Raw genomic sequence first — 21,685 nt, 5'->3', positions numbered from 1 at the left:
TTCATCCTACCATAACAAATATCAAATTTCAATTTCCAAAGTCAGCATTATCATTCGCCCCCAAGGGTGAGCCTGATATCCATTGCAACACAACCCTGCCCATCCGGCATCACCATAAGCGGGTTGATCTCGAACTCAAGGATCTCCGGGAAATCAATGACAAGTTGTGAGACCCTGCAAAGTGTCTCCACTATTGAACCAAGGTCAGAAGGACTCTCGCCACGCACACCTGTCAGTAATGGATAGGTCTTTATAGAGGAGATCATCTTCCGGGAGATTTCCTTCCCGATGGGAGCAACGCTGAAAGATACGTCCTTGAGAACCTCCACATAAGTACCTCCAAGACCGAACATCAGCAAAGGGCCAAATTGCACATCCCTGTTCATACCGATGATGACCTCTTTCCCCCCTGTGATCATCTTCTGTATCTGCACACCCGATACAACGGCATTTGGCATATATCGTTTCACATCAGACATCATAGTGTGGTATGCCCTTTCAACATCATCTCTGTTCTCAAGACCTATACGGACACCACCCACATCGGTCTTGTGGGAAATATCAGCAGAAAGCACCTTCATTACAACCGGGTAGCCCATCTGATCGCAGGCATCGATAGCCTCCTCAAGGGTCTTCACATTTGATGTGTCCACTGTGGAAATACCATATGCTTTGAGGATATCAAAGGATTCAAGCCCGAGAGTATGCCTATTCTCAGAAAGTGCTTTATTAAGGATGGAAGATACAACTTCCCTATCAACAGAAAAACTCTCAGGTACCTGATAAGCGCGCTTCCTTATCACACCGTAGTTGCAAAGAGCTGCCATGCTTGAAACTGCCCTCTCCGGGAATGCATAATTGGGGATCTGGTGACGATCAAGTATGGCTTCCCCCCCCTCGACCCTAGTGCCACCGACAAAACTACACAGGATAGGTTTACTGGAAGTTACAGCTTTTTCTGCAACCACTTCTGCGATGTTCTTTACATCGGTCATTGCCTGCGGAGATGTAAGTACTATTATACCATCAACATTGGGGTCATCAAGGATGGTCTCAAGGGCATAGCCGTAGATATCCGGATGTGCGTCCCCGAGAACATCCACAGGATTATAGAAACTTGCTGCTGGGGACAGCTTCTCCCTAAGACGTTCGATCGTTGGTTCCTCAAAGGAAGACAATGAGAGACCTGCATAATGGCAGGCATCAGCTGTAAGTATGCCCAGACCACCTGCATTGGTGACTATGGCAATGTTCTTGCCTTCCGGAACCGGCTGACTGGAGAATGCACGCATGTAGTCAAGCATCTCCTCTACAGAATCAGCGCGCATCACGCCACTCTGTGCAAATGCTGCATTATAGGCCTCATCAGAACCTGCCAGTGTACCGGTATGAGAGGATACAGCTCTTGAACCCACAGCAGTCCTGCCTGACTTTACCACAATAATGGGCTTCTTGAGTGAAACCTCACGGGCGATCTCCATGAACTTCGGACCGTCCTTAACACCTTCAAGATAAGCTGTGATCACGGAAGTATTATCATCGTCTGCCATTTCAAGCAGGAAATCGTTCTCTGAAAGATCTGCCTTGTTCCCGAGACTTATGAATTTTGAAAAACCGACACCTCTTGCATCCGCCCAGTCAAGAGTGGAAGTACATATAGCACCGGACTGGGACATCATTGCAATATTGCCTTTCTTTGCCATGGATGCAGCAAAGGAAGCATTCAGGCCTGAACCGGTATCAATGACACCAAGACAATTGGGACCAACCATCCGCATACCGTACTTCCGGACGATCTCAGTACATCTTCGTTCCAGCTTTGCCCCTTCGATACCTGCCTCTTTAAATCCTGCAGAGATCACCACAACATTACTTACACCTGCAAGACCGCATTCTTCCAGTGCGTCCGGAACAAAAGCTGCAGGAACAACGATAACTGCAAGCTCAGCTGGATCCGGAACTTCAAGTATGGACGGATAACATCGCAGACCAAGGATCTCATCTGCCTTCGGATTTATAGGAATTATCTCGCCCTTGTAGCTCTCAATAAGGTTATCGAGTACCGCCCGCCCCACTTTCCCTTTAGTACGGGAAGCACCGATGACCGCTACAGATGCTGGTTCAAATAATTTTTCAAGCATTGTGATACCTATGACTTTCTACATGATATTGATGATAAAAGTAGATAACAGTTTTTGTTAACTGTTGTTTAACTGCCGATCCATGAAAGGATAATCAAATAGTTCAAAGAGCTTTAAAGCATAACTGATCAGCCACAGATTTTAAAGACTTCCGTGAAAACTGCTAATCAACAGGTTTAATAAGTTACAGCCCGGAAACGATACCCAAAAGCTAATAATACCGCATTAATAATGCTTATCGGTGATCATATGAAGATACTTGGAATATCCGGAAGTCCTACAAAAGAAGGGAACAATGAGAAGATCATAAACGTCGCTCTTGAGATCGCAGGAACAAAAGGCTTTGAAACAGAAAGAATACTCCTCTCTGAAAAGAAAATAAATCCATGCATCGCATGTGGTACCTGTGCACGCGAGGAGAAATGTCCTATCAACGATGACATGCAGGAGATCTACGGAAAGCTCGCAGAAGCAGATGGGATCGTATTCTCATCCCCGGTATATTTCGGTGGTATGACAGCACAGCTCAAGGCACTTTTCGACAGGAGTGTCCTTCTCAGAAGGCAGGGATTCCAGCTCAAGGGTAAATTCGGTGCAGTAATGGCAGTCGGCGGTTCACGCAACGGTGGACAGGAGAAGACGATTCAGGGAGTACATGACTGCATGCTGGTACACGGAATGATGCCTGTTGGTGATGGTGCACACTTCGGAGGAATTGCGCAAAAGCCTGTGGACGACGACGAGATCGGAATGAAGACTGTCATCGATACCATAGAGAACCTTTGTGAGACACTGGAAAGGCTGGAAGCCTGAACAGGTCCGCATATAATTTGAAGATAGTAAAACAGAACAGGTAACTCCTGTTCTTTTCAACTTGTTCTTAATGGCTCTTTCAAAGAACCATCTGGACCTTCTAAGAGGCACTTCTTGAACGAAAGTTTCTCCAAATGGAACATAAGGAATGCAATATTCAGAGGACTTCATTCCGAACCGGGAATATCGAACAATCTGGCGGTACTGATAGGTATCTTCACAGGGCTCACAATCGTCGCATATGACCTCTGCCTCAAATATGCTGAAAGCGTGTTCTGGAACGGATTGGAACCTTCTGGTCAGTATTATGTCATATTGATCCCCGCAGTAGGAGGACTGTTCGTCGGTCTTGTGACTCATTACCAGAAGAGCCTGAAACGCTGCAATGTAGCCGAGGTTATCGAGGGAACTGCATTGCATGGAGGAAGGATACGCATACGAGAAGCATTCCGTGAAGTGTTCCTATCCATTGTCTCCATTGCAACGGGAGGTTCAGTAGGAAAAGAAGCACCGGGAATTCTTGCCGGAGCGGGTATCGGAACCATTTTTGCCAAAACCATGAATGCACCGGATAACCGTTACAGGATATTCCTGGGATGCGGTGCTTCCGGAGGAATTGCTGCTGCATTCAACGCACCCCTTGCAGGGGTCGTCTTTGTTGTTGAAGTTATACTGGGAGAACTTGAAACAAGGACATTCATTCCGATTGTTATCTCATCGGTCTTTGCAACGCTTGTTGCAAACCTCATCTTCGAAGTTCGTCCGATAAACGTCTCATATTACGGTCTTGTAGACCCTGTCAGGGAATCCGGCCTATACCTTGTGCTGGGAATACTTTGTGGAATTGCATCTGTAGTGATCATACGGACCCTTTATATTGTCCATGACCTGTTCCGTACAATTCCCGTCCATCCTGCATTTAAACCGGCCATCGGTGGACTTATTGTAGGGTTCATAGGATACTTCTACCCACAGGTAAGGGGAATTGGATATAATGTTATCTCAGAAGTCCTGGCCAACAACTTCACGCTTCAGTTGCTTCTGATACTTCTTGTCCTTAAGATCCTTGCCTTTTCTTTCACCATCGGGTCAGGAAATGCAGGGGGTTCCATAATTCCTTCGCTGTTCGTAGGTGCCATGCTGGGTGGTGCATATGGAACTGTCGTTCACCAGATCTTTCCTGCAAGTACCGCAGTCGCCGGGGCCTATGCCCTGGTGGGGATGGCAGCCACACTTGCCGGAACCGCAAGGGCTCCACTTACAGCAATGTTGATCCTCTTTGAACTCACAATGGATTACAACCTGATACTGCCATTGATGTTTGCCTGTGTTGTAAGTAATTCGATTGCAAACGGACTGCACGAGGAATCCATATTCACTGAAGTTCTCAAACGCCGTGGATTCACAATTCGCAGAGGAAAAGAGATCAACGTAATGGAATCAATGCTTGTAAGCGGAAATATGGTCACCGGTGTCCACACGCTCTCAATGAACGATACTGCAAAGGACCTTCTCGAACTTATGCAATCAAGCCGCCATGCGGGTTTCCCTGTTCTTGATGAAAACAAGAGGCTTCGGGGAATTGTGACCCTGGAGGATATGAGAGAAAAGGTGAATTACGGGGAACTTGACACAAAGATCAGCGAGATCGCAACCCTTGATCCGGTAGTAGCTTATCCGGATGAGTCGCTTGACGTTGTCCTGAAAAGACTTGCAATGATGGACATCGGAAGACTGCCTGTTGTTTCAAGGACAGATGAGACAAAACTCCTGGGGATCATCACAAGAAGTGATGTTGTCAAATCCTACAACAAGGAAATAGTCAAGAGCGTCCATGAGAAGGATACAAAAAATAAAGAAATTGATAAAAACAGATAAGTTGACAATATTCAACTAAAGCAAAATACATAATTATTTTAATCGATCAGCCTTGCAAGGAAATAACCTGAAGTAGTATCATAGATCTCAACATTGCATGAACTGCCCGGCTGGACCGAACCCTCCGGGATGACCACCGGCTTGTAGGAAGCTGTACGTGCCATCACTCCTTTTACCTTGGCATCCATGGATACGAAGACCTCTCCTTTCCAGCCGACCATCTTTTGTTTCGATGCCAGCTTTATCTCATCACAGATCTCATGAAGTTCACCAGACCTGTTCACAACTATCCGGCTGTCTATGTTGCGATATTCAAGTGCCTTTGTGAGAGGACGCGGGGTGTAGCGGGATATGTTCACCTTATCGGGCCTTATCTCCTTTACCCATTCAATTGTCCTGTTAAAATCCTCATCTGTCTCTCCGGGAAAACCGACAATTATGTCCGTGAACACGGTAAGCTCAGGGAAGACTTCCCTGAAGCGTGCGATGATGGCATTCGCCTCCTCTATGTTGTGGAAGCGGTTCATCTTTTTCAGGACATCGTTCGATGCAGACTGTATTGGCAGGTGAAGGATCTTGTATATCTTGCCAGACCTGAATACCTCGATCAGCTCGTCGAGGATGGGGGATACTGAAAAGGGATTCATCATACCCACACGGACCTTAAAGTCACCGGGTATGGCAACGATACGTTCCAGAAGTTCCGGAAGCAGTACGTCCCTGTCAGTTCCATACTGGCCATTGTCCTGCGAGGTCAGCCAGATCTCACGGCATCCTTCGGAAACTGCCATGCGAACATCATCGACTATCGAATCTGCATCAAAGGACCTTAAGTTTCCTCTTGCGATAGTAACAATGCAATAAGCACAGCTGTAATTGCAACCCTGAGATATCTGGCAGATATGGATATTTGGATTGAACCTTGAATGGGCGGTCTTAAGGAACCCTTCCGGTTCACTGCTAAGCAGTTCCACCCTTTCACGTGAGCCACAGTTGCGTGAATTCTCTATGACGTTCAGCACCTTGCCGATCTTCGCAATGGAATTCACACCAAGGATATGTGCATCAGGATTCTTCTCAAGTATAGCTTCCAGCTGTACCTGTGGCATGCAACCTGTAACGACCACATCCACGCCCCTGTTGCCAAGATCCTCTATCTTATGGAGGATCTTCTGCTCGGTTGTATACTTCACAGTACAGGTGTTGATCACAACCGCTTCGGCTTCTTTTTCGCCAACAAGGTCATGTCCGAGATCACTGACCGCTGCGATCATGATCTCGGATGATGCCTGATTTGCCGAGCATCCGTAAGTCAGGATATGTACTTTCATTTTTCAATAATATTACAGGCGAAGAGGAGTATCCTCTTTATCTCCTATGTAGATGGAGTCGGTGAACTTGACAACACCGGAGCTACCCATGGAGATGCTGTTCACCCTTGCGTCACCGCCACCGAAGAGGTTGACCTGATGCAGGAACTGACCCGGTGTGATACCGGATGCTGCAAAGATGACATCCTTTCCGGGAACGAGCTTCTCGGTGTCGAGCACATCATTGATGTTATCTTCGGTGATACCCATGGTCTCAAGCCTTGGCATCTTCTCCGCCTTCTCCGCTGCGATCTCTTCATCGGACTTCCCGTTGGCAACGGATGGAAGCACAAGTCTTGCAAGGACCTTTCCTCCAAGGATCTTGATGGCTGACGCCGTCAGCACAGCCTCACCGGATCCGCCTGAACCCATTACGACGTGCACGCCTGAACCCCTGATAGCAGTGGATACGCCTGGCATGAGATCACCATCACTGACAAGACTTACACGGGCACCGGCTGCACGGATCTCTTCGATCTTCTTCTTGTGGCGTTCCCTGTCAAGGATGACCACAACAAGTTCCTCGATGTCCCTGTTAAGTGCCTTTGCAACGATCTCAAGGTTCTTTTTGACAGGAGCATCAAGATCGATCTGTTCATCAGGGTGCTCTTTCTCGTACTTTACGACCTGGGAACCCACGACAATCTTGTCCATGTAGACATCAGGACCGTGGAACAGTCCTCCCGGTTCTGCCATTGCCATGACAGAGATAGAACCGGGAATACCATCTGCAGTTAGATTCGTTCCCTCAAGAGGGTCCACAGCAATATCGACTTCAATGTTACCTTTGCCGGTACCAACTTCCTCACCGATGTACAGCATAGGGGCTTCATCACGCTCTCCCTCACCGATCTTGATAGTTCCTTTGATATCAAGACAGTTCAGCATTCTTCGCATGGCTTCCACAGAAACGTGATCTGCATAGTTCTTGTCTCCCCTACCCATCTGGTAGGAAGCGGCGATAGCTGCAGCCTCTGTTACGTGAATGAGGCTTGGCAACAGAGCACTTTCAATAGGCCCTGCACTTTTCATCATGTTCTCTGCTGTCTTTGGGTGAGGCAAAATATCATCTCCGATAAATGTATGTAGCTGACTAATGTTCCAAAACTATTAATATTTTCCACCGGTTCCATTATCTCACCGGGGTGAACTTATTTTAGGACATCAACCAGGGCAACCCTTTCCAGTACAAGGTCCGGTATCTTTTCATCCCCTACGGCACCAAGTTCCTCATCCGTTATACAGAACTGTGAAACAATGGTACCTTTTTTCATGTCGGAATAAGCCATTACCGAAGAAGGTTCAATTGATCCAGAAAGATCTTTCACTGCATTCTCCACTGAGGAAGCCTCTCCTATCACAATGAACAACAAGTTCATCTTTCCTTCCTCCAGACCAATGGAGAAAGCTTCCCCGATCTGCCTTTTTCCTGAAGCATAGCGCATGATCTCAACACCAAGGTCATTGGCAACATTCGTACCGTTCTCCATTGAACGCATGGCCTTTCTGATAGCACTTTCCACATGTTCCCAGCCTGCGATCTTGTCCGCATTGATCCCCTGTATAATGACATCATGATCCGATGCCATTGTGGAAAGTCTTCCAAGGTAAGATCGCAGTTCATCGATGATAATTGAACCTTCTACTAAGCGGATATCCATAGGTATAGAGGATACAATTTTCATTCAATAAGTATAACGGTCGGGACAGGATAATGAAGGTGACTTTATTGAGGTTGAACGTTTTTTCCGCTTCTTTTATTTAGGTTGTCATTTATTAACACATTGTAATCAGACACTATGGTTAGATAATATAACCAGACAGAATAAACCAGACCATTGATACTATTATTTTGAGGAGACCTGTGATGTACCATCTGGAATGCATAGAATGCGGTCAAAAGTATACAGCTTCAGAAGTCGTATATACCTGCAAATGTGGCGGGCTGCTCGACGTCATCTATGATTATTCTGCCATTGAGATGGACATGGAAAAGCTCCGGAATGAAGCTCCATCTGTCTGGAAATACAAGGCATTATTGCCTGTTGAAGGAAAGCCTGTAAGCATTCATGAAGGTGGCACCCCACTATACCGCTGCGATCGCCTTGCTGAGAAGATCGGCATCCGAGAACTTTATGTCAAGCACGAAGGACTGAATCCAAGCGGTTCGTTCAAAGATCGTGGAATGACGGTAGGCGTCACAAAAGCAATAGAAGTAGGAATGAAAACATTGGCCTGTGCATCTACTGGGAACACATCCGCATCCCTTTCCACCTACGGTGCAAAGGCAGGTCTGCCTGTGATCGTGCTTCTTCCGGAAGGAAAAGTAGCTCTCGGAAAGGTAGCACAGGCCCTGATACATGGTGCAAAGGTCCTGAGCATCAGGGGAAATTTTGACGAGGCGGTTGTTCTTGTACGTCAGCTTTGTGACGAAGAGAAGATCTACCTGCTAAACTCGATCAATCCATATCGCCTTGAGGGACAGAAGACCATTGGCCATGAGATCTGTGACCAGCTTGGCCTCAATGTTCCTGACAGGGTAATTGTACCTGTTGGCAATGCAGGAAATACTGCTGCCATCTACAAAGGCTTCAAGGAGTTCAGGGAACTTGGTATCACTGAAAGCGTCCCGAAAATGACCGGAATACAGACCGAAGGAGCATGCCCTGTAACAAAAGCATTTAAAAAAGGCGTTGAGGATATTGTTCCTGAAAAGAACCCGGAGACCATCGCAACAGCGATACGTATCGGCAATCCTGTCAATGCGAAGAAGGCCTTAAGGGCGATCTATGAATCAGGCGGATACTCAGAAGCAGTATCTGATGAAGAGCTGATAGAAGCACAAAAGGACCTTGCGCAACTTGAAGGCATAGGCGTGGAACCTGCAAGCGCAACTTCCGTCGCAGGACTTAAAAAACTCGTAGATTCCGGCATTATCGACCGTGATGAGACGGTAGTCTGCATTACAACAGGACACCTGCTGAAGGATCCTGAAGAAGTTATAACCATATCAACAAAACCAATCACAGTGGATGCTAATATTGAAGCGGTCCGCAAGGCGGTTTTCTCCAGATAACAAAAAATGTTGGAACGGTGTAATTCATGCAACAAGATTATAGTTCACATGATATCGAACAGAAATGGCAGCAAAAATGGAATGAGAGCAGGGTATTCGAAGCTGAACCTGACGATAGGGAGAAGTTCTTCATAACAATTCCATACCCATACCTCAACGGGAACCTCCATGCAGGACATACCAGAACATTCACCATCGGTGATGTTGTTGCCAGGTACAGGAGGATGCTCGGATACAATGTCCTCTACCCGATGGGATTCCACGTAACAGGAACACCAATCGTAGGACTTGCTGAACTTATCCAGAACAGGGACCCACAGACAATGAAGGTCTATTCAGAGTTCCACGGCATTCCAAAGGATATATTGGAAGGGCTTGATACTCCGGAGAAGATCGTGGAATATTTCAGCGTGGAAGCCGAGAAGGCCATGCGTTCCATAGGATATTCCATTGACTGGAGACGCAAGTTCACCACCACCGATCCAACCTACAAGAAATTCATAGAATGGCAGTTCAACCTCCTTCACGACAAAGGGCTTATCGTCAAGGGTTCCCACCCTGTGAAGTGGTGTCCTAATGACAACAACCCTGTGGAAGACCACGACATCCTGCACGGTGAAGAGGCAACGATCGTCGATTATACCCTTATCAAGTTCAAGTACGATGACATTGTACTGCCATGTGCGACCCTCAGGCCGGAGACAACATTCGGTGTGACAAACCTCTGGATCAATCCTGACCTGGAACATGTGAAGATCAAGGTGACGTTCGAAGGCAGGGAAGAGTTCTGGGTTGTCAGCAAGGAAGCATACCATAAGCTCACATTCACTGACAGGAAGGTCGAGTTCATCGAGGATGTCGATGCAAGGTCACTTATCGGCATCAAGGTGAAGAACCCGCTGACAGGGGCAGAGGTCATCACCCTTCCGGCATCCTTCGTAAAAGGTGAGAACGGAAGCGGTATTGTCATGAGCGTTCCCTCACATGCACCTTACGATTATCTCGCTGTACGCGACCTCTATGACAGGGACCTGAGCGAATATGGAATTACAGAGGATCTTCGCAACCTCAAGTTCATCTCACTTATAGAGGTCCCCGATTTCGGAGAGTTCCCTGCCCTGGAGGCTGTTGAGCAGTTCAATGTAAAGGACCAGAAGGACCCTAAGGCGGAAGAGGCAACAAAGATCGTCTATCGCCGTGAGTTCCATGGTGGTATCCTCAAGGAGAACACCGGCAAGTATGCAGGAATGGCGGTCTCAAAGATCAAGGATGTACTTACAAGGGACCTCATCGAACAGGGACTCGGGGAAGTGTTCTATGAGTTCAGTGAACCTGTTGTCTGCCGCTGTGGAACCCCATGTGTTGTCAACATGGTCAAGGGACAGTGGTTCCTTAATTATTCCAGCCCGGAGTGGAAGGACAAGGTCTACCGCTGCATCGAGAACATGGACATCATTCCTGAGGACCTGAGGATCGAGTTCAACAACAAGGTAGACTGGCTCAAGGACAAGGCTTGTGCCAGGAAGAAGGGTCTTGGAACACTTCTGCCATTCGACAAGCAGTGGCTTATCGAATCCCTTGGGGACTCCACTATCTACATGTCATACTATGTGGTTGCAAAGTTCATTGCAGCAGGTATCGAAACGGAACAGCTCGTCCCTGAACTGTTCGACTATGTGCTTCTTGGAAAGGGAACTGCACAGGATTCTGAAGCAGCAAGTGGTGTCAGCGCAGAGACCCTTGACCAGATCCGCAATGATTTCGAATACTGGTATCCTGTTGACCTGAGATCTTCAGGAAAGGACCTGATTCCAAACCACCTCCTGTTCTTCCTGTTCCACCACGTTGCGATCTTCGATGAGGATAAATGGCCACGTGCTATAGCCATCAACGGTTTTGTTTCACTGGAAGGAAAGAAGATGAGCAAGTCCAAGGGACCATTGCTAACTCTCAGTGAAGCAGTAGGAACCTACGGTGCAGATATTTCAAGGATGTACATCCTTTCCAGTGCTGAACAGATGCAGGATGCAGACTGGAAGAACAGCGGAATCGAATCTGCAAGGAAGCAGATCGACAGGTATTACAAACTTGCAAGGGACATCATCGAATCCGGTGCAACTTCAGGTATCGGCAATGATATGAAAGGCATCGACAGATGGATGCTGAGCAGACTCCAGCAGCGCATCCTTGAGACAAACGAAGCCCTTGCCACTATCAGGACAAGACATGCATTGCAGAACTCGTTCTTCCTGTTGCTCAATGATATCAAATGGTACCAGAAACGTGGCGGAAGTGTGCTTCTCTATGATGTGCTTGAAACATGGATACGCCTGATGGCACCATTCACTCCTCACGTCTCTGAAGAGATATGGGAAGCAATGGGCAAGGAAGGAATGGTCTCCCTCGCAGCTTACCCTGCATATGATGAAACACTTGTTGACAGCCGTGCCGAGTTCACTGAAGAACTTATCAGCAGCACAATTGCAGATGTTGACGAGATCATGAGGGTAACAAAGATAACCCCACAAAGAGCAATCCTTTATACAGCACCTGAATGGAAGACAACGGCCTTCAAGAAAGCACTTGAGATGCAGAAGGAAGGAAAACTTCAACCAGGTATGCTGATAAAGGAACTCATGAGTAATCCGGAAATGAAGCGCTATGGAAAGGAAGTGCCTAAATTTGCACAGAAACTTGTTGCAGATATAACTTCCATGAGCGAGGAATCATTCAACACACTCACAAGCATTGAGCTTGATGAAAAGGTCGCCCTTGAGGAGAACACTGACTTCTTTGAGAAGGAGATCGGATGTCCTGTAGATATATATTCTGCCGACAATGCAGAATATGATCCAGAGAACAAGGCAAAGTTTGCTTATCCATTAAGGCCTGCGATCTACCTGGAATAAGGTGAACGGGACATCCCTTCACCAACTTTACTTTTTTAGACTTTTTATAGAAAAAGAGCACTCATATAAGAGTTACCTGTTTGGTCTTAGGTACAAGACCACTCAGATCGGACATTTCCTTTGTCAATGCAATAAGAACTGAATTTTCCAGGGAAGTAGCTTTTTCGGTTACAGAATCCTGATCAAACTCATAGCCAGGGTCGTGGTCAGGAATATTGATCCTTGTTATCGACCTTCGAAGATCACGTATGTCCTTTCCTGCCACCTCCCTCACAGTTACCAGAGAACGGCGATGATTCCTCATATGCGACTCATTTATCCCCATTATCTTCAGTTCTTCCCTGAAAACAGGTCTTTCAAAGATAGAAGACAGGATACAGACAGCTAACGGAAAACGGGTGTCTGGATCAAGCGTATGGATATGTTTTGACAGAATGGAATAAAGATCATTGTCCAGTGTTTCGGAGCCTTCCACACAGACATATATCTTTGAGGGAGGGATCTCCACTTCATTGAGCTTGTTCATATCCCTCAGAGCACGAAGATAACCTGTCAGAATGAGGCGATGTTCATCAAAACCCTGTGCTTTCAGCTCCCTGCTGATACCACTGATGGACAATTGCTTCTTTTCAAGTATTCTGCATATCTTTGTGTAGAGGTCTTCGGCCATAATAACTAACCAATATTGATAACAAAATTGGATAAATGTATCGGTCAATTTAAGTAATGAATTATCATAAACTATGTCATCAAATAGCAAAAAATAAGTTCAGAAATGACCTTGCCACAACACATTTATTTACTTAGAGTTGTATATGTATCCTAGCACAAAGAACTGTAGAGCTTGACTTTACTTTAATGAACATTTGACCCCCACATACTTACCCTAATACGAGGTATTGATAATGCCTAAAAGGACTCGAATTATAAATGATCCCTCAGAACTAGTTCCCCTTCTTCAAACATTTCAGTCAGCACAACATAAACAGGTATTCGATCTTCTTTTAGTTGAATGGATGACAAAAGGACAACTCGAAGATAAAATGGGTTGTGATACTTCCGAAAGTATCACTATATTAAAAGAGTGTGGTTTGCTCGAAAGTCAGTGGGCCATGCCGGAACCTGGTAAAAAACCTGAAAAAGAGTATCATTCATCATATTCTAAAGTACAAGCTAACTTCCAGTGTTCTTTTGAAGATCTCAGCGATATCATAATGCTTACGTTCCATCCTTATGAAGAGATAAAAGATCTTATCGAAGAACTGGAAGATCTTGTCGAAAAGGGCAATCATTCTATGAGCAGCCTGACGCGTGCAATGAACAAGAGTCCGATATATGTACGTGCTCTGGCAAGAAGGTCACCAAAACTCACTGTAATGGGACAGAGACTCAAGATAAGTGAGGAAAATGAATGATAGACATTCTTCAAAGCAAGAGCGGCATCACCAAGTTTCAGATACTGACAGAAGTTGCTGCACACCAGCCAAATGTACGCCAGAAAGAGATCGCTGAAAAGATCGGCGTGACACCACAGGCAGTTTCCGAATATATTAAGGAACTAACGGCAGAGGGCTTCATATATTCCGATGGGAGAGTTCGATATCGAATTACAAAAAAGGGTGTCGAATGGGTGCTTGAAAATGCAGCTGACATGAAACGTTATGCTAATTTTGTCATGAGTGACATCATCAGCCATGTTTCCACATGGACAGCTATCGCAGATGAAGATATCGAAAAGGGGGAAAATGTATATCTTCAGATGAGAAGCGGCTTACTTTACGTGAGCAAAACAACTGAGACCGGTGCTACAGGGATCACCATATCAGCAGCTGAGAAAGGAGATGATGTGGGCGTCACTAACCTTTTAGGAATGATCGATCTTGAGAACGCCAGTATTACGGTCTGCAAAGTTCCTCGCAGTGAACGCGGCGGTTCACGTAATGTCGACCTCGAAAGACTGCAGAAACTTGCAAGCTCAAAATCATACATCGCCGCCATCGGTGTCGAGTCACTTGTTGCTTTGAAAAAGATCGATATAATACCTGATGTAATGTATGGTGCAAAAGAATCCGTAGTAGAAGCAGCTTTCCATGGATTGTCGTCTCTTGTACTTGCCATTGATGAAGAGGTGCCACAGATCATGAGCAGGCTGGAAATGGAGAACCTGGAATACGAACTGGTTGACCTAACCCTGCAATGAACTGACACACATTATTTCAGGTGAAGTAAGGTATTCAATATGAAGATAATTGCTGTTTCTGATACACACCTCAAAGCGGATATTATTCCCCCAACGTTCAAGAACATCATTGATGACTGTGATATGATAGTCCATGCAGGCGATTTTACAACAATGGAATGCTACCAGGCCTTTAACTCCACTGGTAAGCTCAAAGCAGTACACGGCAACTCTGATGATAGTGAACTGAAGAGACTATTGCCTGAAAAACTCATTTTTGAAGTTGATGGTATAAGATTCGGGCTTGTCCATGAGGGAGCACTATCGATAATGGATACAACCCCTTTACGGTATCTTGCACTAGAGATGGAAGTGGACGTCCTTATATTCGGCCACATCCACAGACCTCTTATTGAACAGAGCGATGTAATACTTATATGTCCGGGATCACCTACAAGCCCCCGCCTGTCCGACCCTTGCCTGGTGGAAATTAATGTTGAGAATGGCAATATCTCTGCGAAGGTAATAGAAGTAGAAGGACATTCATGCGGATTTATTGATTTTTCCCGTAAACTTAAGGACGAGAACTGAAATTAGATGGAAGGATGCCAGATCATGCATCCGAACCATTGATCGTCTCGATCTTGAACATAGTACCAGTGTCACGAAGACTCAACTGTACCTTGTCACCAAATCCCAGAATGTCGTCAAGGTCTACACTGCTATCCCAGTCATAGACATAATCGTATGCCCCCTGCATGGGTCTGAAACCCATTGACAATAATCTTTTATTTACTTCTGAAGGACTGGCACCTTCACTGCTGAACCATATCAATAGATATGTCTTCATGTTATCACCAAATAATAAGAATGATAAATGAACTTATCAGATTTGTGGTTAAAAAAAGGCTACTGCACATATAATGTGCAGTAACAGAGACCAGAAGCCCCAATTAGATATTTTCCTTCAATGACTTCAATGCTTCTTTTACCATTGAGGAATAATGAGAAACATCCGTATTGTAGTGTTCCTTTGCTTTAATCACATTCGGATCCATGCTATCGAGCTCTCTGATACGTTCAAGGGTTCTCCTTGCAGTATCAGCAACCCACAGATCACGTGTTGTACCGTCCACCAAAGAGATGGACTCCGGCCTGACAGATGTCAGGACAGTACCTTCGGCTGTTTTGTAGGTACTTGGTTTTCCCACGATAGCAACAAAGGCAGGAGTATCACATTCTGAAAGGAACTGTGCTGCTTCCGGCTGATACTGTCCGGCATATATCATGAAAGAACCGGTAGGATCTGAAACACGACCTCTCCAGTATTCTGAATCAGTACCAATATCCTCTTTTTCGATAAGTGTTCCCACTATGAAAAGGCGATTGACCTTTGCACCGGTAGGTGTCAGAAGATACTGGGGAGAGTATTGATCATCCCCGTCCTTGAATGTCAGACTGGATTCCCTGAACTCCTGTGCAAAAATGCGACGTGAAACTTCCCTTACATATCCGGCCATTTACAACACCTCCGCCTCTGAAATAAGCTCATCGATCGTTTCCGGACTCAGTTCCGCCTGCTCTTCAATAGAATCAACAAGGATATTGCGATCCATCTTGGAACCAGTGACAGTATAATATTTTCCCAGAAGGTTCAGTTTCATCTGATCAAGGACAACACCCTGATCAAGAGCATCTGCTGCCATGGAAATTGCTTCTTCAAGAGTTATGTTGGAGACCTGTTCTGCAAACTGCCTTTTAAGGAGTGCTTCCTGAGAAATGTTTCCATCATCAAGTACTGCCTTGATACGCAGGTCATAGACACCATCCACTTTACCATGCTCCATGCATGCTCCCTTGGTCAGTGCCCTGTTGCATTCAGGACAGCGCTTTATAAGGCCTGAACCGGACTGAATATCTACCATCACACCATTGAAAGTAACAGAAGAGGAGCCAAGCTCAATATCCTCATCAAGCTCCTCTACAATACTATTCTTGTTAAGTGTAACCTCAAAACGATCGTTCCATTCCTGTGCAACTACATTGCTTAAAAGATAGCTATGCCCTTCTTCAAAGTCAGGTAGATCAGCACTGGTCCATTTTATAAATTTGATAGTGCCTGTCCCATCTCCTATAAGACCTACCTGAGATATGGATTCATGGGCATTGTCCCAGAGCTGGGAGACCTTTACCTTCAGGGAGAGCCATTTCCCATCTTCGTTAATATCAGAAACATTTACCATTGGCGCAGGCTGGCCTTCACCAGGAGAGGAAAAGACATTGGAAACAACATTAATATCCTCAGAGATCTCTTCAATGACAGTGTTCTTATTAAGGGTTAGCTCAAACCTTCCATTCCACTCATTGATAACAACATTGTTGAACTGGTAGCTTTTACCCTCTTCAATATCAGGAGTACCATCACGTGCCCATTTTATGAATTTGATCGTACCTGTATCATCACCTACAAGACCCACCTGGGATACTGACTCATGAGAGTTATCCCAGAGCTGCACGACCTTTCCCCTTATATTCACCCATTTTCCACCCTCATTGACCTCATTGATCTTGAAAAGGGGGGTTGGACCTGAACCTGCAAAAAAGTCATTCCTTTCAATATTATATTCCTTTAAGAAATATGCAATGACACTTCTACGAGCCTCATCCAGAGGAACCTTGAACTTTGTGACAAGTTTGTCGAGCCTTTCAGTAATGTCCTCAATAGGTATGTCCACACCAAGTTCCAGGAACCTGTTCTTGATATTCTCTGCTGTTTTATCCATATAAATTCCTCAAGCCTCTTGTTTGTATCTGATTGAGAGGCAATTAAAGATACACTCAAGAATATATAAAAGTAAAGTATGCTAGGTGAAAGTATTCACCAAGCTCATCTTCCTAACAGGTCTGCAACGATCTTTGCAGCATCTCCTTCGCCTATAACGGTAACCATATCATCAAACTTTAGAACAAGGTTTCCGTTTGCAATGAAAGACTCATCACCCCTTCTGACCATAAGTAAAAGGCTGTCCTCCGGAAGCGATAGTTCTTTGATGGCCTTGCCATTGACATCCGGGTTTGTTACCTTTACTTCAAGGATATCGCCACCTTCACCCACTTCACACATTGAGAACATATGAGGCCTTCCCACCATATTGTCAAGGAAAAGAGCAGTGCTCATAGCAGGACTCATTGCACGTATTTCAAGATCCCAGAAGGCATGAAGGTTCTCCATATTATTTACCCTGGCAATGATCTGGTCTTCCTTGAAGCCAAACTTGGTCTTGGCTATCTGGCAAACCAGAAGATTAGTGTTGTCCTGGTCAGTACTTGCAATAACATATTTTGCATTATCTATGCCCGCTTTCTTAAGCACATTGACATCTTCGGCATCCCCATGGATCACACGGATCCCGGATTTCATCAAACGCTGGCAATTCTCTTCAGAGGATTCAATGACAACAACATTCTCACCTCTCTTTTCAAACCTTTCAGAGAGGATCTTTCCGACCTCTCCTCCACCTACTATAAGAATTTCCAAAGGAATCACTCCTAAAAATCTAGCCACATATTTTGACAGGAAACCTGTCATGAAAACGGTTATGATCACAGTAAGGAAGACAAGGCCAACAAGTTCCTGCCCACCTGATATACCCATATTATTTAACTTAATTGCAAAATAAGTTGCAATTGAAGCAGGAACAACACCTCTTGGCCCGACAAATGAAATGAATAACTTTTCTTTCGTTCTGAAAGTTGTCCTTGCAGTACTTACGAACACTGAAAGTGGCCTGACAAAGAATATCAACATCAATACGACAAGTATGCCAAGAGCTCCAATCCTAAAGATATCCTCGAACTTTAACATTGCAGCCAGCAGAATGAATATCAAAGAAAGCATCATTACCACAAGATCTGATTTGAACTCCTTGAGCGCTGCCTTGTAAGGAACATTCGATGACCCGACGATAATACCAAAAAGAGCTACTGCCAGAATTCCTGATTCTGCACCCAGTGACTCAGCAACTACAAAGATCGCGATAACAGAGGTCAATGTCACAAACCGGACCGTCTGCTCCGATATGACAGAACTTGAGAGGAAACGGGTAAGCAAAATACCACCAATCGCACCCATTATTAGACCTACCATTGCCCTGTAAAGCAAAAAGCCCACAGCTTCCAGTCCTGACAGCTGGGAAATGATCACCTCGAAGACAAGCGCTGCCAGAATTACGCATACAGCATCATTAAGCACACCCTCCAGTTCGAGAGTTTTGCTGACCCTGTGATTCACGCGTACCTGCCTTACAACAGGAGTTATAACTGTAGGACCTGTTGCAGTAACCAGCGCACCAAAAGCAGCAGATATTTCCAGTGGGAGACCGACTATCAAATGTGTCAGCAATGTTGCACAGATAAACGTAATTATAACACCCACAGTGATGAGATTGAGCACACCCTGCTGGATAGACCTTATGGATTTTATGTCAATATGGAGGCCACCGTCGAAAACAATGATCGCCACACATAGTGAAACAATAGCGGTCAGCCCTTCACCAAGAAGTGTCGGATCCAGTATACCGAGACCTTCAGGACCTATAATGATACCTTCAACAAGCAGGAAGATAAGAACTGGCATCTTGAAAAATTTGCTCAGACTCTGGGCCACCAGACTCATTATCAGCACGGCAAGTGCAATCTGCAACAAATATATGGATTCCACGATCAATCTCCGGAAGGCATGTCATTTATAGGCATACCAGATAACATTGAGTAAATAACGCAATTAAAATATAAATTGTTTTTCAAAATTAAAAGCTAAAATGGTCGCGAAATAAGCCCATCGACCAGAAATGAATAACATAAAGTGATATAATAATATTAGAAGTATCAAAAAGAAGAAATGCAGACCGGGGAATCCCCAGTCCACTTATTGAATTTATGCGATGGTTTCCCTGAACTTCTCACAGCAGTTGATGTCAATGCCGAGGAGCTTCTCGATGTTCATCTTAGCTGCAATACCCTTTGCACAGCCTGGTACAGAGGTGATTACACCGATGTCGAGCTCTTCCCTGACTTCCCTCATGACGTACTCGTCTGAAAGGTCAGCATTCTCTACACCGAGTTTCTTTGAAACGTAATCCTTTGCTTCTCCGATCCTCATGCTCTTGCTGAACTGCATCCTTGCAACAAGGTCACCAGCTGCTCTCATACCGGTCATACCGGAAGCCATGATGTGTGCAATTGGCATACCGAGTGGGTCACCGACACCGATCTATATACCGTCGACGCCTGCGATCTCGACCATTGCCTTGCTTGCCCTGGTTACTGCATCTATTGGTGGGGTCTCAAGCATTGGGATACCACCGACACCCATACCCATATCGACGTGACATGGTATTGGAGATGCCTCAACAGCTGCCTTCATGAATGTAACTGCACGACCAAGGTTCCATGCGGAGGTCTTGCTTGTGTTTGTGTTACATACTGGACCGAAGGTGTTTGCACCTGCCTTTGCTGCAAGTGGTGCCTGCTGGTGTGGCCAGAGACCTGCAAGTACTGTACCGTCGTACTCGAGCTGACCGTGCATACCGAGAACGAGTTCTCCTGCCATACCAGCGTTGATGTACATGCCTGGGAATTCCTTCCTCAGTGCTTCGATTGCGTTGAATGATGCGTATGCGTCACCGTCACCAGCTGCACCGATGGTATCGAAGTTGACACCGTCACAGCCGACGTGCATAAGTCTCTGCATGATCCAGACCATGTCACGGATACCGTGGTCACCAGCTTTCTGGATGGATTCCTGTGCTTCGGAGATCTTGAAAGCCTTCATGAGGTCGCCTGGGTTCTCGAATGGACCATCAGGAGTGTAGTAAAGACCCATGTTTGGCATTGCACCGTAGAGCATAGGGATGATCATGTTCTGCTGGCAGACTTCCATTGTCTGCTGTTCCTGTGCGATAACTGGCTTGACTGGCTTGAAACTGTAGTCGATGTGACCGAGTTCCATTGTGTCTGCACCGAATGCACGCTCGTGCATCATGGAACCGACAAGTCTGCTTGCAGGAATACCTACACCGCTGTTACCCTGGTCACCATCGATCCTGATTGCACCGATGTCGTGTGTTACAGGAACTTCCATGCCTGGCTCTACACCAACGATCCTGTTAGGATTGATGATGATCTCGAGCATCTTGTCCATTTCATCTTCGGAAAGTGCTGGAATGTCACCAAGGTCTGCTGCATCTGCACAACCTGCTTCGATGTCGGCCATGATGTCTTCCTTGGTCATGAAGATCTTTGCGCCGTCACCCATTCTAAGGAAATATTCTGTTGCCATGTTTACACCTTAAATTATTAGATGAACTTATAAGAGAAGCTCTTTTGCTTTTACGACTGCTTCACTTGCATTTTCTGCATAGCAGTCTGCACCGATCTTCTTTGCCCATGCATCTGTTGCTGGAGCACCACCGACCATGACCTTGACGTTGTCTCTCATACCGTTCTCCTTGAGGAGCTCGATAACTTCTTTCTGGCCCTGGAGTGTGGTTGTCATAAGTGCGGAGAGACCGACCATGTCAGCGTTGGTTTCCTTGATCTTGTCGATGAAGTTCTGGAGTGGGACATCCCTTCCGATATCGTGGACTTCGAAACCTGCTGCCTGGAGCATTGTTGAGACGATTGCCTTACCGATGTCGTGTACGTCACCCTCGACGGTACCGTTGACGATTACACCGAGCTTCTTGCCTGCGCCTTCGCCAGCTGCAAGTTCGTCCTGGAGTAACTCTACGCCAGCAGTCATTGCGTCAGCTGCCATCATGACGTGTGGAAGGAAAAGTTTTCCTCTCTCGAAGAGTACACCGACTTCGTTCATACCTGCTGCAAGACCGTTGTCGATAAGTTCTACTGCTGGAGCCTGGCCCTTTGCCTTCTCTACTGCAGCTATTACTTCATCCTTCTTGCAACTTACTACCGCATCGGATAGTGTTTTGAATAATTCTTCGTTTGTCGTTTTACAACCTCCTTTGAAAATCATTCTATGATGACCCCGGAAGGGATCTTATAGAAAATGGAAATGTAGTTGGCGGGTGTACCCGGCAACTGTTCCCGGTGCTTACCCAAAAGTCCAACTACGTATATATATTTTGTGTTTTGTGTCTTTAGAATTGGGACACAAATGTCCTTGCCTGCCACAAAGCGATCAGTGCAATAATAATGATCGCAACCATCCAGGTGTATTCTGCTGCCGGGAAGAGGGCTGTGGACATGTCAAAACCTTCACCGTAGTAACCTACCATGTAGTCATTCATTACTCCCAT

Annotated in this window: 18 protein-coding genes and 1 pseudogene; 7 read left to right on the top strand and 12 right to left on the bottom strand. The window is 45.7% G+C overall.

The window, feature by feature from the left end; all coding sequences use genetic code 11:
* Nucleotides 1-50: 50 nt before the first annotated feature.
* On the bottom strand, nucleotides 51-2,141 hold the full coding sequence (gene acs / locus ACR3I3_RS04805; protein ID WP_440953427.1) for an acetate--CoA ligase alpha subunit: 2,091 nt from the start codon (nucleotides 2,139-2,141) through the stop codon (nucleotides 51-53).
* A gap of 249 nt (nucleotides 2,142-2,390) precedes the next feature.
* Between acs and ACR3I3_RS04800 the strand changes: the two genes are divergently transcribed.
* Nucleotides 2,391-2,954, top strand: coding sequence for a flavodoxin family protein (locus tag ACR3I3_RS04800; RefSeq protein ID WP_440953426.1), 564 nt, complete (start codon nucleotides 2,391-2,393; stop codon nucleotides 2,952-2,954).
* A 114-nt stretch (nucleotides 2,955-3,068) separates the two neighbouring features.
* Complete coding sequence (locus ACR3I3_RS04795) at nucleotides 3,069-4,832, top strand: chloride channel protein (RefSeq protein ID WP_440953425.1); 1,764 nt, start codon at nucleotides 3,069-3,071, stop codon at nucleotides 4,830-4,832.
* A gap of 38 nt (nucleotides 4,833-4,870) precedes the next feature.
* Here ACR3I3_RS04795 and ACR3I3_RS04790 read toward each other — a convergent pair whose 3' ends face one another.
* The 3 genes from ACR3I3_RS04790 to cgi121 form a co-directional block, all read right to left on the bottom strand.
* Complete coding sequence (locus tag ACR3I3_RS04790) at nucleotides 4,871-6,163, bottom strand: tRNA (N(6)-L-threonylcarbamoyladenosine(37)-C(2))-methylthiotransferase (protein WP_440953424.1); 1,293 nt, start codon at nucleotides 6,161-6,163, stop codon at nucleotides 4,871-4,873.
* 12 nt (nucleotides 6,164-6,175) lie between these two features.
* Complete coding sequence (gene glpX, locus ACR3I3_RS04785) at nucleotides 6,176-7,264, bottom strand: class II fructose-bisphosphatase (protein WP_440953423.1); 1,089 nt, start codon at nucleotides 7,262-7,264, stop codon at nucleotides 6,176-6,178.
* Nucleotides 7,265-7,353: 89 nt separating this feature from the next.
* On the bottom strand, nucleotides 7,354-7,863 hold the full coding sequence (gene cgi121 / locus ACR3I3_RS04780) for a KEOPS complex subunit Cgi121 (protein WP_440953422.1): 510 nt from the start codon (nucleotides 7,861-7,863) through the stop codon (nucleotides 7,354-7,356).
* A 206-nt stretch (nucleotides 7,864-8,069) separates the two neighbouring features.
* Between cgi121 and thrC the strand changes: the two genes are divergently transcribed.
* Nucleotides 8,070-9,278 carry a threonine synthase gene (gene thrC, locus ACR3I3_RS04775; RefSeq protein ID WP_440953421.1) on the top strand — a complete coding sequence of 403 codons (1,209 nt, stop codon included), beginning with the start codon at nucleotides 8,070-8,072 and terminating at the stop codon, nucleotides 9,276-9,278.
* Nucleotides 9,279-9,304: 26 nt separating this feature from the next.
* Entirely contained in the window at nucleotides 9,305-12,187 is a 2,883-nt protein-coding gene (gene leuS / locus ACR3I3_RS04770) for a leucine--tRNA ligase (protein ID WP_440953420.1), read from the top strand.
* Nucleotides 12,188-12,248: 61 nt separating this feature from the next.
* Here the strand turns inward: leuS and ACR3I3_RS04765 are convergent, their stop codons facing one another.
* Nucleotides 12,249-12,857 carry a hypothetical protein gene (locus tag ACR3I3_RS04765; protein ID WP_440953419.1) on the bottom strand — a complete coding sequence of 203 codons (609 nt, stop codon included), beginning with the start codon at nucleotides 12,855-12,857 and terminating at the stop codon, nucleotides 12,249-12,251.
* Nucleotides 12,858-13,092: 235 nt separating this feature from the next.
* On the opposite strand from ACR3I3_RS04765, the gene ACR3I3_RS04760 reads away from it, so the two are divergent.
* From ACR3I3_RS04760 to ACR3I3_RS04750, 3 genes are read left to right on the top strand one after another with little or no spacing between them, the layout of a single operon-like run.
* Nucleotides 13,093-13,602 (top strand): ArsR family transcriptional regulator, encoded by a 510-nt coding sequence (locus tag ACR3I3_RS04760; protein ID WP_440953418.1) that lies wholly within the window; start codon nucleotides 13,093-13,095, stop codon nucleotides 13,600-13,602.
* Nucleotides 13,599-14,387, top strand: a complete 789-nt coding sequence (locus ACR3I3_RS04755) for a DUF7839 domain-containing protein (protein ID WP_440953417.1) — start codon at nucleotides 13,599-13,601, stop codon at nucleotides 14,385-14,387. The genes ACR3I3_RS04760 and ACR3I3_RS04755 overlap by 4 nt, the downstream gene beginning before the upstream one ends.
* A 39-nt stretch (nucleotides 14,388-14,426) precedes the next feature.
* A complete protein-coding gene (locus tag ACR3I3_RS04750) occupies nucleotides 14,427-14,957 on the top strand; it encodes a metallophosphoesterase (protein WP_440953416.1) in 531 nt (176 codons plus the stop codon).
* Nucleotides 14,958-14,979: 22 nt separating this feature from the next.
* On the opposite strand, the gene ACR3I3_RS04745 is transcribed toward ACR3I3_RS04750, so the two are convergent.
* From ACR3I3_RS04745 to ACR3I3_RS04715, 7 genes and pseudogenes are all read right to left on the bottom strand, one after another.
* Nucleotides 14,980-15,216, bottom strand: coding sequence for a hypothetical protein (locus ACR3I3_RS04745; RefSeq protein WP_440953415.1), 237 nt, complete (start codon nucleotides 15,214-15,216; stop codon nucleotides 14,980-14,982).
* A 103-nt stretch (nucleotides 15,217-15,319) separates the two neighbouring features.
* A complete protein-coding gene (locus ACR3I3_RS04740) occupies nucleotides 15,320-15,886 on the bottom strand; it encodes an RPA family protein (RefSeq protein WP_440953414.1) in 567 nt (188 codons plus the stop codon).
* Nucleotides 15,887-17,149, bottom strand: coding sequence for a replication protein A (locus ACR3I3_RS04735; RefSeq protein ID WP_440953413.1), 1,263 nt, complete (start codon nucleotides 17,147-17,149; stop codon nucleotides 15,887-15,889). It lies immediately after the preceding gene.
* Between the two features lie 104 nt (nucleotides 17,150-17,253).
* The gene (locus ACR3I3_RS04730) at nucleotides 17,254-19,086 is read right to left on the bottom strand and encodes a cation:proton antiporter domain-containing protein (protein ID WP_440953412.1); all 1,833 of its coding nucleotides are present in this window, start codon (nucleotides 19,084-19,086) and stop codon (nucleotides 17,254-17,256) included.
* 216 nt (nucleotides 19,087-19,302) lie between these two features.
* Nucleotides 19,303-20,658 (bottom strand): annotated as a pseudogene (gene mtbB, locus ACR3I3_RS04725) ([dimethylamine--corrinoid protein] Co-methyltransferase).
* A gap of 75 nt (nucleotides 20,659-20,733) precedes the next feature.
* Nucleotides 20,734-21,402 carry a dimethylamine corrinoid protein MtbC gene (gene mtbC, locus ACR3I3_RS04720; RefSeq protein WP_440953411.1) on the bottom strand — a complete coding sequence of 223 codons (669 nt, stop codon included), beginning with the start codon at nucleotides 21,400-21,402 and terminating at the stop codon, nucleotides 20,734-20,736.
* Between the two features lie 124 nt (nucleotides 21,403-21,526).
* Nucleotides 21,527-21,685: a hypothetical protein gene (locus ACR3I3_RS04715; protein ID WP_440953410.1), complete on the bottom strand. Its 159-nt coding sequence runs from the start codon at nucleotides 21,683-21,685 to the stop codon at nucleotides 21,527-21,529.

This window comes from Methanococcoides mangrovi, assembly GCF_052057775.1.
GTDB lineage: Archaea > Halobacteriota > Methanosarcinia > Methanosarcinales > Methanosarcinaceae > Methanococcoides.
This window is presented reverse-complemented; position numbering and strand designations above follow the sequence as displayed.

Coding starts and splice junctions, on each gene's coding strand:
- acs (WP_440953427.1), bottom strand. CDS start 2,141: ATGCTTGAAAAATTATTTGAACCAGCATCTGTAGCGGTCATCGGTGCT.
- ACR3I3_RS04800 (WP_440953426.1), top strand. CDS start 2,391: ATGAAGATACTTGGAATATCCGGAAGTCCTACAAAAGAAGGGAACAAT.
- ACR3I3_RS04790 (WP_440953424.1), bottom strand. CDS start 6,163: ATGAAAGTACATATCCTGACTTACGGATGCTCGGCAAATCAGGCATCA.
- cgi121 (WP_440953422.1), bottom strand. CDS start 7,863: ATGGATATCCGCTTAGTAGAAGGTTCAATTATCATCGATGAACTGCGA.
- thrC (WP_440953421.1), top strand. CDS start 8,070: ATGTACCATCTGGAATGCATAGAATGCGGTCAAAAGTATACAGCTTCA.
- leuS (WP_440953420.1), top strand. CDS start 9,305: ATGCAACAAGATTATAGTTCACATGATATCGAACAGAAATGGCAGCAA.
- ACR3I3_RS04765 (WP_440953419.1), bottom strand. CDS start 12,857: ATGGCCGAAGACCTCTACACAAAGATATGCAGAATACTTGAAAAGAAG.
- ACR3I3_RS04760 (WP_440953418.1), top strand. CDS start 13,093: ATGCCTAAAAGGACTCGAATTATAAATGATCCCTCAGAACTAGTTCCC.
- ACR3I3_RS04755 (WP_440953417.1), top strand. CDS start 13,599: ATGATAGACATTCTTCAAAGCAAGAGCGGCATCACCAAGTTTCAGATA.
- ACR3I3_RS04750 (WP_440953416.1), top strand. CDS start 14,427: ATGAAGATAATTGCTGTTTCTGATACACACCTCAAAGCGGATATTATT.
- ACR3I3_RS04745 (WP_440953415.1), bottom strand. CDS start 15,216: ATGAAGACATATCTATTGATATGGTTCAGCAGTGAAGGTGCCAGTCCT.
- ACR3I3_RS04740 (WP_440953414.1), bottom strand. CDS start 15,886: ATGGCCGGATATGTAAGGGAAGTTTCACGTCGCATTTTTGCACAGGAG.
- ACR3I3_RS04735 (WP_440953413.1), bottom strand. CDS start 17,149: ATGGATAAAACAGCAGAGAATATCAAGAACAGGTTCCTGGAACTTGGT.
- mtbC (WP_440953411.1), bottom strand. CDS start 21,402: ATGATTTTCAAAGGAGGTTGTAAAACGACAAACGAAGAATTATTCAAA.
- ACR3I3_RS04715 (WP_440953410.1), bottom strand. CDS start 21,685: ATGGGAGTAATGAATGACTACATGGTAGGTTACTACGGTGAAGGTTTT.